Source organism: Peribacillus phoenicis, assembly GCF_047238085.1.
In the GTDB taxonomy this organism is placed as follows: domain Bacteria; phylum Bacillota; class Bacilli; order Bacillales; family DSM-1321; genus Peribacillus.
Window position 1 is genome coordinate 4,684,945 of record NZ_JBDFMF010000001.1, and the last position, 16,417, is coordinate 4,701,361.

18 protein-coding genes are annotated in these 16,417 nt (G+C 41.8%); 6 read left to right on the plus strand and 12 right to left on the minus strand.

Going from position 1 to position 16,417, the window contains the following annotated elements; genetic code table 11:
• Positions 1-4: 4 nt before the first annotated feature.
• Positions 5-793 carry a cobalamin-binding protein gene (locus ABC374_RS23265; protein WP_101223629.1) on the plus strand — a complete coding sequence of 263 codons (789 nt, stop codon included), beginning with the start codon at positions 5-7 and terminating at the stop codon, positions 791-793.
• 78 nt (positions 794-871) lie between these two features.
• Here ABC374_RS23265 and ABC374_RS23270 read toward each other — a convergent pair whose 3' ends face one another.
• The 4 genes from ABC374_RS23270 to ABC374_RS23285 form a co-directional block, all read right to left on the minus strand.
• On the minus strand, positions 872-1,564 hold the full coding sequence (locus tag ABC374_RS23270) for a 3D domain-containing protein (protein ID WP_350300461.1): 693 nt from the start codon (positions 1,562-1,564) through the stop codon (positions 872-874).
• A gap of 358 nt (positions 1,565-1,922) precedes the next feature.
• A complete protein-coding gene (locus tag ABC374_RS23275) occupies positions 1,923-2,240 on the minus strand; it encodes a YuiB family protein (protein WP_063234052.1) in 318 nt (105 codons plus the stop codon).
• 108 nt (positions 2,241-2,348) lie between these two features.
• Positions 2,349-2,828, minus strand: a complete 480-nt coding sequence (locus ABC374_RS23280; protein ID WP_413020430.1) for an NUDIX domain-containing protein — start codon at positions 2,826-2,828, stop codon at positions 2,349-2,351.
• Between the two features lie 209 nt (positions 2,829-3,037).
• A complete protein-coding gene (locus ABC374_RS23285) occupies positions 3,038-4,252 on the minus strand; it encodes an NAD(P)/FAD-dependent oxidoreductase (RefSeq protein WP_350300462.1) in 1,215 nt (404 codons plus the stop codon).
• A gap of 482 nt (positions 4,253-4,734) precedes the next feature.
• On the opposite strand from ABC374_RS23285, the gene ABC374_RS23290 reads away from it, so the two are divergent.
• Both ABC374_RS23290 and ABC374_RS23295 read left to right on the plus strand, forming a co-directional pair.
• Entirely contained in the window at positions 4,735-5,727 is a 993-nt protein-coding gene (locus ABC374_RS23290; protein WP_413019893.1) for an NAD(P)/FAD-dependent oxidoreductase, read from the plus strand.
• 153 nt (positions 5,728-5,880) lie between these two features.
• Entirely contained in the window at positions 5,881-6,522 is a 642-nt protein-coding gene (locus tag ABC374_RS23295) for an SDR family oxidoreductase (RefSeq protein ID WP_413019894.1), read from the plus strand.
• Between the two features lie 311 nt (positions 6,523-6,833).
• Here the strand turns inward: ABC374_RS23295 and ABC374_RS23300 are convergent, their stop codons facing one another.
• Entirely contained in the window at positions 6,834-7,196 is a 363-nt protein-coding gene (locus ABC374_RS23300) for a HesB/IscA family protein (RefSeq protein ID WP_350300465.1), read from the minus strand.
• A 171-nt stretch (positions 7,197-7,367) separates the two neighbouring features.
• On the opposite strand from ABC374_RS23300, the gene ABC374_RS23305 reads away from it, so the two are divergent.
• Positions 7,368-8,105, plus strand: a complete 738-nt coding sequence (locus tag ABC374_RS23305) for a DUF2225 domain-containing protein (RefSeq protein WP_413019895.1) — start codon at positions 7,368-7,370, stop codon at positions 8,103-8,105.
• A gap of 57 nt (positions 8,106-8,162) precedes the next feature.
• On the opposite strand, the gene ABC374_RS23310 is transcribed toward ABC374_RS23305, so the two are convergent.
• Positions 8,163-8,399: a YuzB family protein gene (locus ABC374_RS23310; RefSeq protein ID WP_063234046.1), complete on the minus strand. Its 237-nt coding sequence runs from the start codon at positions 8,397-8,399 to the stop codon at positions 8,163-8,165.
• Between the two features lie 288 nt (positions 8,400-8,687).
• On the opposite strand from ABC374_RS23310, the gene ABC374_RS23315 reads away from it, so the two are divergent.
• Entirely contained in the window at positions 8,688-9,755 is a 1,068-nt protein-coding gene (locus ABC374_RS23315) for an NAD(P)/FAD-dependent oxidoreductase (protein ID WP_101223635.1), read from the plus strand.
• Positions 9,756-9,852: 97 nt separating this feature from the next.
• Here ABC374_RS23315 and ABC374_RS23320 read toward each other — a convergent pair whose 3' ends face one another.
• Positions 9,853-10,176 carry a YuzD family protein gene (locus tag ABC374_RS23320; protein WP_350302969.1) on the minus strand — a complete coding sequence of 108 codons (324 nt, stop codon included), beginning with the start codon at positions 10,174-10,176 and terminating at the stop codon, positions 9,853-9,855.
• Positions 10,177-10,329: 153 nt separating this feature from the next.
• Here ABC374_RS23320 and ABC374_RS23325 point away from each other — a divergent pair, with 153 nt between their 5' ends.
• Positions 10,330-10,566 carry a NifU family protein gene (locus tag ABC374_RS23325; RefSeq protein WP_034310199.1) on the plus strand — a complete coding sequence of 79 codons (237 nt, stop codon included), beginning with the start codon at positions 10,330-10,332 and terminating at the stop codon, positions 10,564-10,566.
• A gap of 189 nt (positions 10,567-10,755) precedes the next feature.
• Here the strand turns inward: ABC374_RS23325 and thrB are convergent, their stop codons facing one another.
• The 5 genes from thrB to yutH all read right to left on the minus strand — a co-directional run bounded on the left by thrB (position 10,756) and on the right by yutH (position 16,265).
• Positions 10,756-11,700, minus strand: coding sequence for a homoserine kinase (gene thrB / locus ABC374_RS23330; protein WP_413019896.1), 945 nt, complete (start codon positions 11,698-11,700; stop codon positions 10,756-10,758).
• Positions 11,697-12,758, minus strand: a complete 1,062-nt coding sequence (gene thrC, locus ABC374_RS23335; protein WP_350300469.1) for a threonine synthase — start codon at positions 12,756-12,758, stop codon at positions 11,697-11,699. The genes thrB and thrC overlap by 4 nt, the downstream gene beginning before the upstream one ends.
• On the minus strand, positions 12,755-14,053 hold the full coding sequence (locus ABC374_RS23340; RefSeq protein WP_350300470.1) for a homoserine dehydrogenase: 1,299 nt from the start codon (positions 14,051-14,053) through the stop codon (positions 12,755-12,757). The genes thrC and ABC374_RS23340 overlap by 4 nt, the downstream gene beginning before the upstream one ends.
• Positions 14,054-14,243: 190 nt before the next feature.
• On the minus strand, positions 14,244-15,158 hold the full coding sequence (locus ABC374_RS23345) for a L,D-transpeptidase family protein (protein WP_350300471.1): 915 nt from the start codon (positions 15,156-15,158) through the stop codon (positions 14,244-14,246).
• Positions 15,159-15,263: 105 nt separating this feature from the next.
• Positions 15,264-16,265, minus strand: coding sequence for a spore coat putative kinase YutH (gene yutH / locus ABC374_RS23350; protein ID WP_413019897.1), 1,002 nt, complete (start codon positions 16,263-16,265; stop codon positions 15,264-15,266).
• Positions 16,266-16,417: the final 152 nt, after the last annotated feature.

Consider the following 16,417-nt stretch of genomic DNA (forward strand, 5'->3'; position numbering starts at 1 on the left):
CAATTTGAAAATAATCTCTCTTTGCCCCAGCAATACGGAACTCTGCACATATCTAGGGATTGAAGATCAGCTGATCGCCATCGATGACTACTCTGATTGGCCTGAAACCTTACAGCACCTTCCTAAGGTGGGGCCCGATTTATCCATTGATATCGATCATGTAGAATCACTAAAACCCGATTTGGTGTTGGCTTCACTAAGTGTACCGGGCATGGAAAAAAATATTGAGGGGCTAAAAGAACGGAACATCCCTCATATCATCTTCAACCCGCAATCACTTGAAGATATCGCAAAAGATTTACTGACCTTGGGCGATGCCATGAATCTTAAGGAAAAAGCAGAGGAACAGGCTGCCAAATTCCGTGATGCCATCCTTCAATACAAAAACGTCGCAGACAAAATCGAAACAAAGCCGTCGCTGTATTGGGAATGGTGGCCTAATCCCTTATTCAGCCCCGGGGGAGTTAATTGGTTATCCGAGATCAGCACGCTTGCGGGAGGATATAACCTATTCGAAGATGTCGACATGGCAAGCATTCAAGTCACTTCCGAAGAGGTCCAAAAAAAGGATCCCGACCATATTTGCTTAGCTTGGGTCGGTGTCCCTTTACGAAAAGTAAACCCGGAGCTGGTCAAGAAACGGAAAGGGTGGACTGATATGAAGGCAGTCCGGAATAACAATATTCACATAATGGAAGAGCCTTTATTCTGCCGCCCCTCCCCGCGATTACTGGATGGCCTTTCCAAATTGGCAAAGACTCTGCATCCTGAAGCCTACAAAAGCATGGACTAAGGCGTCCCGAACGGAAAACAGACAATCAAAAAGGCTGCCTCAATTGAGGCAGCCTTTCGCTTTCACCTTTGTCCATCATTAAAAAGCAAAGGAAGCTACATTATCGTTCAATGTTTTCTGAGCGATTTTAGGCTTGAATACCTGCCTGATCTTGGTTTCATTCAACTTGCTTAACTGTTCTTCGGATAACTCGCCGTTCCCTTTTTGGACAACATATACTTCAAGGGTTTTCTTCCCCCAATTCTCATATACATCTTGTACCGTTTCATAGTATAGATCCAGGTGGTTTCCTTTGATTGCACCACCCTTGTCCGCTACAACCCCATATCCATAGCCCGGAATCCAAAGGATGGTTCCGAGAGGGAATACGGTAAGATCGGCGGCAATGGTGGAAAACAGATCCCGTTTCACCTTCACCCCTGAATAAGTGATACCATAGGATGGGCTTTCCGGGTACTTTCCGGTTGATTCATACCCTGCTGTATATCCTGTAGCCAAAACTTCATGCTTCGGGTATTTCGAGAGCTCGATTGCCTCCGCTATCGTCGTGGGACCATTGCTCGCGGATGCCGATGCCATTAGCGTTGCCACTTGACCTCCACTATGGATCGCTTTATATTCGAGACCAAGCATTCGATGTTGTCTCATTGCCTCATCAAAAGGATGATCTTCAGGCACAGCCCCAAAAACATGATTTAAGGTCGATTCGATGGCCAAGATAAATAATATGATAATAGCAACCCTCAAAAATAATGCCTTTACAATCTTCATATGTATTAGTTCCACTCCTCTCACAAGGATATTTGTTCCCTTTACGGAGTGAAAGTATTCATAAAGCATGGAAAGAACCAATTTTTCTTACAAAAAAGGCTCTTTTCGTAAAGATTGTTGTTTTTAAAACGAAACTATTTAAGGTTGATTGGAGCGGAAGTGCGAGACTCCTGCGGGAGCAGCGGGACAGGTGAGACCCCACAGGCGTTTACGCCGAGGAGGCTCACCGCCCGCCCCGCGGAAAGCGAGCATCTGGAGGGGAAATCAACCACACCGCACTACTTAGTAAATAGCAACAAAGTATGCGAAAACAGCTTACAAAAAAAGGCCCGTCCATAAATGACGGCCCTTCTCATTATTAAAACATTTGATATCCTTTATTCCTTAGAATCCTGATGACCACACCAGCTAAAACCGCGCCAAGCAGCCCGCTAGATAAAATAATGATGTCTGCCGTATGCAAGGATGTAAGGTTCGTACCAAGATTAGAAAAAGATATTCCCGGATTTCTAAAATATTCTATTAGCTTTGTTTCATTGACAATGATGATGAAGACGATTGGAAATAAGATGACCATGATCCACGAAGAACGAAAGAGCATATTCAGCAAAAAGCCAATTCCGAAAAACAATATGAAAAATAAGAGTATTGAGATAATTAAAACAGGCAATGGCATGTTATTCTTGACCCTCCTTAAAAAGCGACACCTTTAGTTTACTGAAAAAATAATTGCTGCGTCAACGACTTATACCAAATAATTCCGAAGAAAAGATAATTACCCAAATCACATGAATAATTTATATGATGTATACCCAAATTGATCTCCCGGATTCAATCCGTCAAGCATCGTCTGCATTCTTTCCTTTTTAAAAGCTAACAGCTGTTCCAATAATAATGATTGCTTCCCTTCCTGCATGAGTAAATCAGGGTCATAAAATTTAGCTTCATATAGTTCATCCGACTGAGCGGTTACTTCAAAACTGACCGGTTTAAGTAAAAATATCAACATATTATCACTAATATTCCCTTTGATGACTCCTCTTCTCACTCCTACAATGCCTTCAATTTCTGTATGAATACCCGTCTCCTCCAACACTTCCCTTACGACAGCTTCATCGACGGTTTCATCATTTTTGACAAAACCTGCCGGAAGCGACCATTGCCCTTTCAATCCGCCATACCTTTTATTCACGACCAGCCATTCACCTTTATCAGATATCACAAGGCCGGACACTGCAAGCCAAACATTTTTGCATCGTTCCACCAAGACCCACTTCCCCCTATATTCATTATTATTGTAAACTTCAAACAGCAGAAGAACATAAGATTAAGCTCGGTCATCCTTACCTATTATATTCCATATAAGAACCGTGCATACTCCAATAGTTGGCACACTCACCCATTGATGGGATGTCAATGAAAAAGCCATTCAGGGAAAATCCCCAAATGGCCTTTATTAATATATAGAAAAAATTAAAGGACGTTGAATTTACCTTTTTTAGCAACAAGGGAAGCTCCGCCAATCATTAACAACGCTCTGTTATCAACCATTTTCTTCATGAATGATGCAGTCTTACCTGTAACTTTCTTGCCGAATACAACACCAATCGCGTTGTCTTCACCAAGTGAACATACCGTTCCTTTGTTTTCGAAAGTGAACGTTTCAAGGTCGCTTTCATTACGAACCAATTTAGTCAGGTTCTTCGCAATGACCTCACCTTGCTGCATCGCGATTTGTGCGGTAGGCGGATATGGACGGTTAATTTCCTCGTTGATGATCAAAGCGCAGTCCCCTACGATAAAGATATCGTCATGACCCGGTGCCCGCATGTCAAGGTTCACTTTAATACGTCCGCGCATAGCTTCAAAACCGGAAGCCTCTATCACGGAGTTACCACGTACGCCAGCTGCCCACACTACGGTTCCCGCTTTGATTTCTTCCACTTCATCTTCGCCTTTTGCCACGATGATGCCTTCAGGAGTCGCCCCCTTGATCGGTGTACCGATTTTGAATTCGACACCTTTTTTCTCAAGGTAAGATACTGCATAATCCACCAATTCCGGGTCGAAGCCAGGGAGGACTGCTGGTGCTGCCTCCACACAATACATACGAACCTTTTGGAAATCGATGTCGTATTCTTTACAAAGTTCAGGGACACGGTTAGCCAATTCGCCTAAGAATTCGATTCCCGTAAATCCTGCTCCTCCGACAACGATCGTCAAGCGGTCTTCATTCTTCTCGACCTCGGAACTGTACGTAGCGAATTGCAATTGGATATGGTCACGGATTTTACGTGCCGTGTTCACGTTAGAGATAGAGAAAGCATATTCTTTTAGCCCTTGGATTCCGAACGTTTCCGATTCAGGTCCAAGACCAATCACTAAGTAATCATAAGAAATTTCGCCGTTTTCAAGGATGACTTTTTTGTTCTCCGTTTTCACTTCCAAAACGGAATCCTGGATGAATTTAACTTTGTTGTTAATGACACTTTTGATTGGATAGCGCACACGATCATGATGAAGCGTTCCAGCCGATGCTTCATGCAGCCATGTTGTTTCATAGTGGTAATCATTTTTGTTAACTAATACGATTTCTGCTTCATTTTGACCTAATGCCTTCTGTAAGCGAGTAACAGTCATCAATCCACCATAACCTGCTCCTAAAACAACGATAGTTGGCTTTTTCAAAAGTATTCTTCCACCTTTACGATATTTTCTTGTGATGCTTTCCATAACTAAAATATATTGTGTATCTTATTAATTTCCATTATAAAAAGCACTCTTATACATTTGTGACGTATTTCACGTAACACTTCGTAATTGTCATAAAAAATTCATAAAAATTTTACCAAATGATGTCTAAGTAAATATTAGTCTTTTTCCATACCTTTTTCAAGTAACAAACCGAACTTTTTCGGGTTAAAATCAAGCCGAAAAACGTTACTTTTCAACTAGTTCCATACCATATTTATACGATATGCTTAACATTGGCAAAGGGTAATTTTACCCACTTATGAAAGCGGATAAAGACCATTCATCATGAAACCGCCCTTATATAGTCAAAACTTTCTTACTTTTCTAACTTTCTCCGTTTTTTAAAAGATCATCTATGTTAAAATAAGAGAATAAATTTCAGCAAACCTAGTATCTAGTATATCGGAGGGATAACGTTGGAAGTTAATGAAAAAGTTTATGATATTACCATCATTGGCGGAGGCCCGGTTGGATTATTCACTGCATTTTATGGAGGAATGAGACAGGCAACCGTAAAAATCATCGAGAGCCTGCCACAATTAGGCGGACAATTGTCAGCCCTTTATCCTGAGAAATACATCTATGATATCGCTGGTTTCCCTAAAGTGCGCGCTCAGGAGCTAGTGAATAATTTGAAAGAACAAATGGCAAAGTTCGAACAGGATGTTGTCCTAGAGCAAGCCGTTAAAGAAGTGGAAAAGCAAGCCGATGGAGTTTTCAAGTTAACGACTGATAAAGAAATCCATTACTCCAAAACGATTATCATCACAGCTGGCAATGGGGCTTTCCAACCCCGCCGCATCGAAATTGAAGATGCAAAAAAATATGAAAACGGCAACCTTCACTATTTCATCGACGACCTCAATCATTTTGCCGGCAAAAAAGTGGTGGTTTTCGGTGGTGGGGATTCGGCAGTGGACTGGGCCTTAATGCTCGAGCCGATCGCCGAGAAAGTGAGCATCATTCACAGAAGGGATAAATTCCGTGCCCACGAACATAGTGTAGAAACACTTAAAAATTCAAAAGTTGAAATAAAGACTCCTTACATACCTTCAGAGTTGATTGGTACAGACGGACGGATCCATACGGTTGTCATCAAGGATACAACTGGTGAAGATACAGAGACGATGGAGGTGGATGCAGTCATCGTCAACTACGGCTTCGTTTCTTCTCTCGGTCCCATTAAGGAATGGGGACTTGATATCCAGAAGAACAGTATTTTGGTGAATTCCAGAATGGAAACGAATATTCCGGGAATTTATGCAGCAGGTGATATTGCAACATATGATGGAAAAGTCAAATTAATTGCAAGTGGTTTTGGTGAGGCACCCACTGCCGTCAATCACGCCAAACAATATATTGACCCAAAAGCAAAAGTTCAGCCGATGCACAGTTCCTCCATGTTTTAAAATTACGCAAAAACCCGACTTTCATAGCCGGGTTTTTTTTATTGTCCCCAATTCGGTTATTGTGGATAACTTTTCCCATTACTTATCCACAGCGCTTACTTTTATCATACTAAGGGTAAAGAGTAGGAGAAGCCATGAAAGGAGAATGCATCTATGAATATTTTAATTGCAGGAGCCAATGGAACGACAGGAAAGCAGATCATTGGGGAATTATCAAAAAATCCGCAAATGACTGTTTACGGAATGATCCGGAAAGAAGAACAGGCCCAAACGATAAAAGCACTCGGCGGGCATCCAATCCTTGCCGATTTAGAGGGAAATGTGGATAAAGCAGTGGATAACATGGAGGCCATCATTTTTGCAGCAGGATCTGGACCGAAAACAGGGCCGGATAAAACGACAGCTGTGGATAAGAATGGAGCCATTAAACTGGTTGATGCCGCCAAAAAGAAGGGGATCGAACGTTTTGTCATGCTGAGCTCTGTCGGTTCCGATAATCCGGAACAAGCCCAAGAAGAAATGCACCATTATCTCGAAGCAAAGCATGATGCCGATGAACATTTAAAAGCAAGCGGGCTGACATACACGATTGTCCGGCCGGTTGCTTTGACAAATGAACAAGCCATCGGAAAAATATTTGCGGATGAGAAAGTGGATCATGCTGACAATTCCATTCCAAGAGCCGATGTCGCCACCGTTCTTGCCAAATCAATCACAGAAGAAAAAACATTCAATAAAACATTCGAAATTTCCAGCGGCACCCTCCCAATCAAGGAGGCCCTGCACAATATTTAAAACAGTAAATAAGCATGAAAAAGGGTACTTTTTTTAGTGCCCCCTAGACTGTAGTCAAATTTGATGTTTGCCTGGTTTTTTCTTTAATAAACGCTCCAGCTGTTTTCAGCTGAAGCGTTTATTCGACCGTTCTCAAACTTTATTCGTCCGTTCACGCACTTTATTCGACCTTCACGGCACTTTATTCGACCGTCCATGTACCTAGCCTATTTTCAAATCATGGTTCGGGATGAGACCATTCCAAATCCCTTTTGCCTAAACTAAGGGGGACACTTGTTAAAGTGCCCCCCTTTCTCAATGATAAGAGTTTCTTAGCAGTTCTCCGGCGTACCGGCGTTTTTAGCCGTTTTGAAGGAAGACCCGCAACCGCATGAAGCGATAGCATTTGGGTTTTCGATCGTAAAGCCTCCACCCATCATCGTTTGTTTATAATCAATTACCGTTCCATTCAATATATCTGCATCCTGGGAATCAACAAGGATCTTAATTTCAAACTGTTCCAGCTGGCTATCTTTTTCTCCGGGTTCTTGTTCAAAACCCATTCCGTAGGATAATCCACTGCAGCCTCCGCCTTTAACGGCCACTCTTAAAAAGGAACCCTCTTCACCATTTTGTTTCATCATTTCTTTTATCTGAAAAGCGGCAGCTTCCGTTATTTGAACAACTTCACTCACAATAAATCCCTCCTTCTTCTGATATGTGAGATAGAACTATTACTCTTTATAGTATATACCAAAGAAATTCCCACGCTCAATTTTCCAGCTTGAAAAAATCATATTCCCCCACCTATTTTACCAACAAAAATTAGTTTATAATAAAGACTGTAGGTATAATTAACCGTTCCATTGGTCCCAATCCCAAATTACAGTAAGGGGGTAACCACCATCGAAGGCATACATCCTCTATATGATAAAAGCATGGAATGCCTTTTATGCAAGCAAAAATCAACCACTAAAAAGGTACGGTCGCGTTTTGTAAAAGTTTCTAAATATGACACGGACTTTTGCCCCATTTATGCTGATTCAGCCGTTAACGCACTTTACTATAATATCTTTGTTTGCCCTCACTGCGGCTTTTCGTATTCAGAGGATTTCTCCCGGTACTTCCCCCCCACTACAATGGAAATCATTATGGAAAAAGTAAGCTCCCAGTGGGTTCCCCACCATTTTAGCAAGGAGAGATCCATTAAAGATGCGATCAATACATACAAGCTAGCGAGTTATTGCGGAGCTTTAAAAAAGGAAAAACATATAATCCTTGCCGGAATCTGTTTACGGATAGCATGGTTATATAGGATTCACAAAAGCAAGGAACAAGAAGAAAGATTTTTGAAGTTCGCCCTAAAGGAATATGAAGCATCCTATTCAACAGGAGACTTCAGCGGCACTCAGGTATCCGAAGCCAGAATCCTCTATCTCGCTGGTGACATCTCAAGGAGGTTAGGAAATGAAAAGGCAGCCATCAAGTATTTTTCATTAGTGTTCGAAAGTCAAAAAAATGCCCGGGAAGCCTCCATCATCCAGATGGCCAGGGACCGATTTCAGGAACTCAAGCAGCAATTAACAACCCACTCGTTGCTGTAGCACTGATATTAAAAAGGCTGTCCACGAAGGAACAGCCTTTTTGTTCGCCGTTGATGATTAAAACATTTCAAATTCATCAATGTACTTATATATTTTATCAACCAATTCATCCGTTGTGTCACCAAAAACCACTTCACCGTTTACAAGCGCATATAAATTACTGGAGCATCTGCCGCAATAACCCAGACAACCATATTCTATGATATCCAAATTCGGATCCCGCTCCAATCTTTCCAGAGCCTCCTGAGCGCCGCTGGCCAGATTGCTTACACAAAATTCAATAATCGGGTACATTGTTTCACCTCACAGTTACTAACAAACCATCTTATTACTTTTCCCTTCTACAGTCAATATTTACGCATAAAAAATCAGCCGATTTCAAGATATCGGTTGTGATTTCCTTTTATATTCGTTATACTTTTGTCGGGGTACGTAAATTAAAGAAAATTAACTAATTTTTTATTCTTGCTACTAATTGGGGTATATATATTTAATTAAACTTTAAAGGGGACCATTTGGGGGAATCCTATAGTTAAATGCTAGTCAAATTTTTCAAGAGATCAAATAAAGGGGAAAAATCATATGAAGAATCTAGTCATACTTGGTGGCGGGTATGGTGGTATGCGCATGTTGCAAAGATTGCTGCCTAATCAGCTTCCTGAAAATGTGAGCATCACGCTTATCGACCGTAATCCTTATCACTGCTTAAAAACGGAATATTATGCTTTAGCAGCAGGTACCATTCCAGATCAGCACATCCGTGTTGCATTTCCTGAACATCCTCGCTTGAAGAACGTGTACGGAGAAGTACTTTCCATCGATATGGAAAATAAACAAGTCATTATAGAAAATCAAGATCCTGTCGTTTATGATGATTTAGTCATTGGCCTTGGCTGCGAAGATAAATACCACAATATTCCTGGAGCAGACACACATACCTACAGTATCCAAACAATCGATAAATCACGCCGAACATATTCAGCCTTGAATAATTTAGGTGCCGGTGCAACCGTTTCTATCGTTGGTGGCGGACTGAGTGGTGTTGAGCTTGCAAGTGAATTGATTGAAAGCCGTTCAGATTTAAACGTTAAATTATTCGACCGTGGACCGCATATTCTATCTGCTTTCCCAGAAAGATTAAGCACCTTTGTCGAATCATGGTTCGATAAACATACAATCGAAATCGTCCATCATTCAAATATAACGAAAGTTGAACCAAACCTTCTTTATAATGGCGACGAAGCCGTTCAAAGCGACGTCATCGTATGGACAGCTGGAATCCAGCCAAGTAAGATCATCCGCGATATGGATATTGAAAAAGACCGTCAAGGAAGAGCCGTTCTGACTCCTCAGCATTTCCTTCCTAATGATGACAGCATCTTTGTGGTCGGAGACTGCGCAAGCCTGCCTCATGCACCTAGTGCTCAATTAGCGGAGTCCCAAGCTGAACAAATCGTACAGGTTCTTGTAAAGAAATGGGCAAATGAACCACTTCCAGAAAGCTTCCCGACAATGAAATTAAAAGGGACATTAGGTTCTCTTGGGAAGAAACAAGGTTTTGGTCTTGTTGCAAATCGCCCAATCACCGGCAGAGTGGCCCGCCTGATGAAATCAGGCATTCTCTGGATGTATAAATACCATAACGGTTGATTCCAACCCATCTATGCTACATTTTATAAACTGACCCATGAATGAGCTGCATGCAGCTCATTCATGGGTCAGTTTTTCTTATTTCTTCCATTATATATCATACTTGTATTGTATATCCGTATTTTTCCATCGTCTCCACCACTTTTTTGAGACGCACATTTCCTTCTGCGATGATTTCTCCTTCGATGAGGACCAGTGGATAAAATAAATCTTCCTCGATCATCTTCAAGGCAAAGCTCTTTTGCTTTTGCGTTTCTGGAGGATTAAACATATCTATATAGGATATTTTGAATTTCTGCTCAGGAAACTTCCTCGTTAAAGCGGCTTCAAGCCACTCGCAGGTATCTTTCGAAGAAGGGAGATTCACACAACTTGCGCAAATTTGCTCCGCACCATACACTTCTATCTCAATTTCTTTCATTACCACACTCTTCCTCCTTCATTTTGAATAATGTTTAAAAACTTCACCTGTTTCCATCATACCAGAATAATATAGATTATATTTCCGCAAAGTTACAGTTGGATTTTTTACTACCTTCGCTTTATAATATGATTAGGAAAGGAGTCGATTGCAATGTCTGAACAAACAATGGAAGTTCAAGTTCAAGAAGTCCTAGATAAGCTTCGTCCGTTTCTTCTTCGTGATGGCGGTGACTGTGAACTAGTTGACGTAGAAGATGGAATTGTAAAATTACGATTACTAGGAGCCTGCGGAAGCTGTCCTAGTTCGACCATTACGCTAAAAGCTGGGATTGAGCGTGCCCTTCTTGAAGAAGTTCCTGGTGTAGTGGAAGTTGAACAAGTTTTCTAATGGCCCTTTAAATAACAACAGCGTATGGATGAAGGCTCACTTCATCTATACACGTTCAACCTTTTTCATACAGGCCGGAATCTTTTCCGGGCTGCAATAAAAATAAAGCTGACTCGGCTTTTGCCCTATCAAATTGATACGGCTTGACGCGAGTCAGCTTTTTTATATGGACAATGAATGAAGCATGGCTCACGATTTCAAAAATTTCAATTCATTTTTTTCCTGTTCTGAAAGGGTTGCCGTATAGCTGCCTTCATTATCGATTTCCAATTCTCTCACAAGAAATTCCGGAAATTTTTCCTTCAATACTGTGAGCAAACTTTCACTATTTTCTGCGGATGATAAGCATAAAACAGTTGGGCCTGCTCCGCTTAGGGCTGCACCAAATCCGCCTTCATTGAGGACAACTTCTTCAATAAGCGCTAAATGAGGGACCAACTCTGCTCTATATGGTTGATGGAAACGATCACTTTGCATCATTTCACCAACAAGCTTCCAATCTTTAGATAGAACTCCTGCAAGCATTACATTTGCGGCTGCACTTCCGCTTATCGCCTCTTTATAGGAAATCGAATTCGGAAGGACATTTCTTGAATCTTCCGTAAGCAATTCAAAATCGGGAATGACAGCAATCACCTTAACTCCCTCGATTGGAAACGACACGACATCCGTTCTTTCCTCCGTATGCAGGCCCACAACCAATCCACCATACACTGATGCCCCCGCATTATCCGGATGCCCTTCAAAGAGGGAAGCATGCCTATTCTTCTCCTCTTCGGATAAATGAAGTTCACCAACGATGTTCGCCAATTCAATCCCCGCCACAATGGCAGAGGCACTGCTTCCAAGACCCCGTGCCAGTGGAATTTCGCTAGAGACGAAAAGCCGGCATGGGGAAAGTTCCTTTCCATAGGATGCCGCCGTTTCCTTGGCAATTTGGACGATATAATTACGATCATCCGTTGGAAAAACAGACATTTCCTCTGAAAGTGGAACGACTTCCCATTGATCTGATGAAGATCCGTGTATTTCCAAGTAAAGTCCTAGCGCCAAGCCGATGGAATCGAATCCTGGTCCTAAGTTGGCCGTACTTGCTGGTACACGGATCAAGAACATCTCTGATTCCGCACTCATGCCTGTTTCACACCCTGCAGATGTTCTAAAATGACCTCTTCATCCATTGGCAGCAATGTCGGCTGAATCGTGCTTGTATTGACTGCCACATTCGGATCTTTCAATCCATTTCCAGTCAAAACGGCAACAATCTTACTTCCTTTTTTGATTTCACCGCTTTTTAATTGTTTATAGATGCCTGCAATGGAAGCACATGATGCCGGCTCTGCAAATACCCCTTCTTTTTTAGCGAGGAAATGATAGGCTTCCAGAATTTCTTCGTCCGTCACCTCATCAATTTTGCCTTTGGATTCATTTGCTGCTTCCACAGCAAAGCTCCAACTTGCAGGATTTCCAATCCGGATGGCTGTTGCAATCGTTTCTGGGTTTTCAATAATGCTATCCCGGACAATTGCAGCCGCACCTTCAGCTTCGAACCCTCTCATTTCAGGAAGGCCCGTTTGTTTCGATTCGTTATATTCTTTAAAACCTTTCCAGTAAGCCGTTATATTACCTGCATTCCCAACTGGAAGCGCCAAAATATCCGGTGCGGAGCCGAGGGCATCACAAATTTCGAAAGCCGCTGTTTTCTGCCCTTCAATCCGGTATGGGTTGACCGAATTCACAAGAGTTATCGGTGAGCTCTCACTAAGTGAACGGACGATTTTTAAAGCCTGGTCGAAGTTCCCTTCGATCGAGATGATTTCCGCTCCGTACATGACGGCTTGGGCAAGCTTGCCCATGGCTATTTTCCCTTCAGGGATGACAACGATACAGCGCAGGTTGGCCCGGGCCGCATAAGCGGCTGCAGCTGCCGATGTATTCCCAGTGGAAGCACAGATGATCGTGTCGCTGCCCTCTTCTATCGCTTTGGCGACAGCCATGACCATGCCGCGGTCTTTAAACGACCCAGTTGGATTCGCCCCTTCATATTTTACATGTAAGTCGATTCCCCACTCTTCGGATAATCGATTCAGTCTGATTAAAGGTGTATTACCCTCCAAAAGGGTTAGTGCAGGTGTGTTTTCATTAACGGGTAAAAATTCTTTATATGTGCTTATAAGTCCTTGCCAGCTCATTTGATGTCCTCTCCTTCAACTCTGTATGTGCTTTTCACTTCTCTTACCATATTGTAATCATTTAATTTCTGTATTATTTGCTCAAATGCAGCCTTTGTGGCAGTGTGCGTAACCAATACGATTTCGGAAGATTCCTTTTCATCCAGAGGCAATTGAAGGATTTTATCGAATCCTACTCCATGCTCTGCAAATAAATTCGTGATTCTGGCTAAAACGCCAACTTCATCCTGAACATGTAATCGAATGAAGAACTTAGCGAAAATCTCAGTGGCATCTTTTAATTGTTTCGGGTACTGAGGTGAAACGGCACTGCGGCCATTTACGCCCAGCCTCATATTCTTGATGACCGTCACCATATCCGAAACGACTGCAGTCGCAGTAGGAAGACTGCCGGCGCCTGGTCCGTAAAACATCGTTTCCCCTACTGCTTCCCCATAAACGTATACAGCATTATACTCATTATTTACCGATGCTAACGGATGTGCTTCCGGAAGAAGTGCAGGCTGGACACTTACTTCGACCCTATCCCCTGCCCTGGAAGCGACGCCGATCAATTTCATTGTATATCCAAGCTTCTTACTATATCTCAAATCCTCTTCGGATATCTCGGTAATGCCCTGTACCTCAACATCATTCAAACCAATGTTCATTGAGAACCCGAGTGTTGATAGGATCGCCATTTTACGGGCCGCATCCAATCCGCCTACATCGGCTGTCGGATCGGCTTCAGCAAATCCCAGCTCCTGAGCTTCCTTCAATACGTCATCATAAGCTCTGCCTTCCTTGCTCATTTTCGTTAAAATGAAGTTTGTCGTTCCATTGACGATTCCCATCATTTTCGTGATGCGGTCAGAAGATAATCCATCGACAAGACCGCGTAAAATCGGAATTCCCCCTGCAACACTTGCTTCATAGAACAAATCACATTGATTCTCCGTGGCCAATTCCAGCAGTTCCGGTCCATATAAAGCCATTAGGTCTTTATTGGCCGTAACGATATGCTTTTTATTTTTTATAGCTTCTATCAGATAACTGCGTGTTTCTTCGATTCCACCCATCACTTCTATTACAACATCAATCTCGGGATTCGAAAGGATATCCTCAGGATTGTCAGTTAACATTCCTTTATCGACCTCGACAAGCCGCTCCTTCGTCGTGTCTTTGACTAGTATCTTCTTAACGGATATGGAACAGCCCACTTGATGCATGAGCTTGTCCTGATGGCTTTCAATGATTTGTACGACTCCTGATCCGACTGTACCTAACCCCAATAAACCGATCGAGATGGCTTTCATAATTTGGTTCCCCCTTAAAAACTGTTTGCCTGAAGAAAACATTTGTATTTGTATAGTAGACATTATAAGTTTAATTCATATAATTATCAATAGTTAGAAAAGATGGATGCACGAACTTTTTTCGTCCATCCCTTGAACGAGTAAGAACGGGTAAAGCTGATTTTTTTATGGGAAACCATTTTGATGATTATTATTTAACGCTCTTCAATGAATCATTTGTACCCATTACAATATGTGGTTTTTGCACGGGATCCATCCATTTCAGTAAACTGAGGACATTCTTTTCAGCTGTGGCTGTACATCCCGCCGTCGGCTTTGTATCTCCTCTCCATACATGAAGAAAGATTGCACTGCCTTTTCCTTTTATGATGGGATTCGTATTATAATTGATGACCGCGCCATACTTATAGAGTTCATGATTCATCCTTTCGAAAGACTTCCATTTAACTGCAGGATTTCCTTTATAGGTTTTCCACTTGTTATAATCCTTGGATGTCTGATCATCAATCCAGTAGTCATATTTGGTCGTTTTCTTATAACTCATTTTCATTCCGGCTGGCTTCGTTCCACTTCCAAAGGACGTACCGAATGAATAAATTCCAACCGGGGATTTTCCATCACCCTCTTTTTTGCTCTTCGTGAAGCCGTTCTTCCCAATGACACCCTCCATCTTCTTCAATGCCCGGCGCCATTCCCCTTGTTTCTTTTCATACGTTTGGATCGTGACCTTTGTATCACTCATCACTTTTCCTGTCACCGATACAACTTGGTTAACGCCTTTTCTACTATCGAATTTCTTTAGAAGGGCTTTTTCACTGGTACCGAAAACCTCTTTAGCATCTGCCACATTGATATATGCTGTCTTTTTAGAGTGACAGACCTTATACCAGTTCCCAGTTCTTCCACTTGTCGATAATTCTTTGTTTTTCTTATAAGTTATTAATGTTTTGCTTGCAGCCGACGCTTTTTCCTTCACATCCGCAGCAGACTTCATGACAATCTTGAATTGATTTGCTTCGCAACTTGTTTTCGTTTCAGCTTTTGCAAGATTTGTCATTTGGATGATTAAAAGGGCTAAAAGGGCGGCCATCATCAATCTTTTCATGGTCCCATCCTTCCGTAGCGATTAAATATCTAATTATTCTAAAAAATCTTGTTATCATCATAACATAGTAAGTTAGGATGAATCATATTTCTTTCCCGTTTTTATCTAAATCCAGTCAATTTTAGGCAAATCATATTGCTTGGCCGGGACCTCTGCCAATTCATAAAAATGTTTGAGGAAGGATTCATATTGTTGGGAGGATTTCGTTATTGAAGATATTTTATCCTCCAACTCATTCGACCTTGATTCCGTCGTTTTTGAAAAATACTCTTCCACAGTTTCAAAATAATGAATGGGAAACAGCATCCTCGAATATAACAACCGGGCTGAAAAGCTGGAGAAATGTTCTATGGATTGATATTCGTGAAAGAATTGGCCAATGCCACGTTGATGGGTATGAACATTTTGAAAATAGTGTTCCCTCACCCATTCCGCGACATCCCTGGTTCCGTGGTCGAATACCCAATCGAACGGATTTTTCATCCACTTATTGCTTTTCCAGGTATCATGTAAAAAACGTTCATAACAAACCGTTCCACTATCGACAATTTGCGGGGTATCATCAATTTCCGTGTCGACTAAATATTGAATCGCATTTTCACCTAGGACCATATAATAGGGAAAGGTTTCTATGAATAATTTTTCAAACTGGTTATCAGGATGGGCGTTGAGCTTATCCCGCCAAATCTTTTCTAACTGATCGATCCTTTGTTCCCAGAGTTCTTTCCATTTTCCGATCCTTGAGCATGTTCGAATCGTTTCATTAATATTTCTCCCCCGCTGATGAAATCTTGCCAGACGTCGTCCTGGGTTGAAATTTTTCGGACCTTCCAATGCCTGATTGGCAAGAAGGATGAATAATTGTTCATCCGCTTCCGAAACATAACTTCCATGATTGGCAAGGACAAAGGCGGATACGTGACGATCTCCTTGAGAAATCAGATGTTGAGACATTTTATACCGTTCCACTAATTCCTCCTGCTCCATATTTTCAATGGGAACGATGCTGTAAACCATATTTCCTGAACGGAAGCTTGGAAACCTGCTATTGGCTTCTCCAAGCTCCACCTTTATGCCATAATTATTAAAAATGATTTCTTCTATCATGGAATGGCCCCCTTCATCAAATGGATATAATAGAAATATTGGACATCATATACTTATATATATGTGGAATAACCCGTTTTCTGAATGATTATCGAAACCTTATTAGAAATTCGGATCAAAACATCCTTCATGGGTTTTCATTTTAATTAGAT